The organism is Halovivax sp., from assembly GCA_007119345.1.
Classification (GTDB): domain Archaea; phylum Halobacteriota; class Halobacteria; order Halobacteriales; family Natrialbaceae; genus Halovivax.
The window spans coordinates 1-3,020 of record SKPV01000121.1 but is presented as its reverse complement, the minus strand read 5'-3'; the positions used below and the strand labels follow the sequence as shown (position 1 = coordinate 3,020).

The window sequence follows — 3,020 nt, the reverse complement described above, 5'->3', positions numbered from 1 at the left end:
GAGGTGGCGTGGACCTCCGTTGCGGTGCGGTGGGTCTGTTGCTGGATCTCGCCGACGAGCGCCTCGATTTCGGCGGCGGCCTGGCGGGTGTCCTCGGCGAGGGATTTGACCTCCTCGGCGACGACGGCGAAGCCCTCGCCGGCCTCGCCGGCGCGGGCGGCCTCGATGTTGGCGTTCAGCGCCAGGATGTTGGTCTGCTCTGCGACGTCGGTGATGAACTCGGTGATCTCCTCGATCTGCTCGATCTGGGCCTGGAGCTGCTCCATCGCGGCGACCGTATCGTCGGCTTTCTCGTCGACGGCGTCCATCTCACCGAGGGCAGCCTCGGCGGCGGTGCGTGCCTCTTCGCCGGTTTCGGCGGTCCGTTCGGCGATGGCGGCGACCTCGTTGGACCGCGAGGCGATCTCCTCGGTCGTCGCCGACAGCCCTTCGGCCTCGGTCTGGACGTCGGTGAGCTGTTCGTCCTGGCGGTCGGCACCACCAGAGATCGACTGGATCGACTCGGTAACCTGGCTGCTGGACGCCCGGACCTCCTCGGCGGAGGCGGTCACCTCCTCGGAGGCGGCGGCCACCTCGTCGCCGAACGATTTCAACGAGGCGACGGCGTGCTCGATCTCCTCGATCATCTCGTTGAACTCGCCGGCGATCTCCGCCATGGCGTCGTTCTCGCTTTCGGGGTCCATCCGCCGGGTCAGATCCCCGTCGGCGCATTCGCGCATCACCTCGCTGTACTCGTCGGCTTTCCGGACGAGGTGGCGGTTCATCTCTTCGGCCCGCTCGCGCTCGCGTTCGGCCTCCTGGCGGGCGCTCTGGACCGCCTCGATCTGTTCTTCGAGGCTATCCCGCATCGACGCGAAGCCGTGGTAGAGCTGGCCGATCTCGTCGCGCCGGTCGGTCGAGAGATCGACCCCGAGGTCGCCCGCCTCCATGCGTTCGGTCTTCTCGCGGAGTGCGACCAGCGGTCGGATCGTCCCCCGGCCGAGGACGAAGCCGACGAGCCCGAGCGAGACGATGCCGGAGAGGACGATCAGCAGGACGTTCGAGCCCACGATGTCCCGCACCTCGTAGGCTTGCTCCTGGGGGACGATGGAGACGGCCACCCAGTCGGTGCCCTGGACCGCTGCGGAGCCGTAGATGTTCTGTTCGCCGACGACGACGGGGTCTTCCCGGTCGGGGTCGACCAGCTGGGCGCGGCGGTCGTCGTCGAGGTCGGTCGCTTCCTCGGCCTCGAAGACGGTCTCGCCCTCGGCGTTCAGGATGATGGTCGCCTGGTTCGGCCCGGCGTGGTAGAGCTGGCCGATACGGCCCTCGATGGTCGCAATCCCGACCAGGTAGCCGTCGTCACCCGGGACGGGCGTCACGACCGCGATCACGTCGTCTTCGAGTTCGGATTCGTAGGCCGTCGGGCTGATCCAGACGGCATCGTTGGCGACCGTCTCCTCGAAGACCGCGTCCTCGGTCCACGGTTCGTCGATGTCTTCGAACGACTGGCCGTCGATGTCGCTGCTCGTGCTCGCCACGACGGTTTCCGCCTCGGGATCGACGTAGTGGAGATACCGGATGTCCGTGGATCGATCCCGGTAGGTCCCCCTGAGGTATGCGTCGGCCTCGTCGGGGTCGTCCGCGCGCAGCGCCGGATCGTCGGCCATCACGCGCGTCTGGGAGCTGATGCTGGTGACCCACTCCGAGAGCGAGTCCGCCTGCATCCCGGCCGCGGATTCGAGCTGGCCCTCGGCGTTCCGCTCGACCGAATCCTGGGCCTGGACGTAGCCGTAGCCGCCGACCGAGGCGATGACGAGGATCACGATGAGAAACGAGAGGTTGAACTTGAGCGCGTACCGCCGCGCGACGATGTCCGGAAGCAGCGCCTCTGCGACACGGCGGTAGCCGTCACGGACCGTGTCCAGGCGTCCCCCGGACCGACCGCCCCCTTCGTTCGCCCCTGTCCTGTCCGTCTCGCTGGTCTCGGCCCCACCGGAATCGTCCGCGTCGCCCGATTCCTCTCCCGATCCGATCCCGGTCAACCGACGCAGAAGTGTGTTCGGTTTCATTGTATGACGGTGCTCGTACTTTTCCTATGCCCTATCATATTTCAGTCCAACATAAGTCCTTCCCCCGGGAGTTCTGCCACGTTCGTATTGCTCAATCACACTATCGTAATGTCATCTATACTCCTGTATTTATCCATCGGTTTACGTTTGGGGAAATCCCACCCGGCGTCCGGTTTGAATGATCACCACTGCTTCGGTGGACGAGTTCGAATCCCGGATTTCCAACCGGTCTCCGCTGTTATTGTTTCGAATCAGGGGGTCGGCCGTTCAGCAGACCTGAACACTTATGTGGCACGGTCACCCATCACACCGTATGGTCGACGCCGCATCGGACCACGGCCGCAAACGAATCCGCGCGGTGCAGTCCACGCTCGACATCATCTCCGCGTTGAAGGAACGAAACGGGGCCGGCGTCACCGAACTCGCCAGGGATGTCGGCGTCTCGAAGGGGACCGTTCACAACCACCTCGTGACCTTAGAGGAGAACGGCTACGTGGTGAAAGACGAGAACGACACGTACCATCTCGGGTTGAAGTTCCTCGACGTCGCCCACGCCGTCCAGTCGGAGATCCCGGTGCTGGATCTCGTTCGCTCGGAGGTCGACAAGCTGGCCGAGGACAGCGGCGAGCTCGCGCTGTTCACGGTCGAAGAGCACGGGGTCGGCGTCTGTCTGCACGTCGCCTACGGTGAGAACGCGGTCCAGACGCCGATTCACGTCGGCTACCGGAGCGAACTCCACCACACAGCGGTTGGGAAGGCGATCCTGGCACACCTCCCGCGCGAGCGCGTCGAGGAGATCATCGCGCGGCGGGGCTTGCCGGAGATCACAGAGCACACGATCACCGACGAGGAGAAGCTGTTCGAAAACCTCGAAGAGATCGAACGGCGGGGCTACGCGCTCAACGAGGAGGAATCGATCCACGGGCTCGTCGGAGTCGGCGCACCCGTGAAAAACCAGGACGGAACCAT

Annotated in this window: 2 protein-coding genes; one reads left to right on the top strand and one right to left on the bottom strand. The window is 65.1% G+C overall.

All coding sequences use genetic code 11. The features are described from left to right. On the bottom strand, positions 1-2,051 hold a 2,051-nt coding region (locus tag QZT59_RS08035), incomplete at its 3' end, for a methyl-accepting chemotaxis protein (RefSeq protein ID WP_290813939.1). A gap of 313 nt (positions 2,052-2,364) precedes the next feature. On the opposite strand from QZT59_RS08035, the gene QZT59_RS08030 reads away from it, so the two are divergent. Further along, a partial coding sequence (locus tag QZT59_RS08030) for an IclR family transcriptional regulator (protein ID WP_290813936.1) occupies positions 2,365-3,020 on the top strand: 656 nt, incomplete at its 3' end.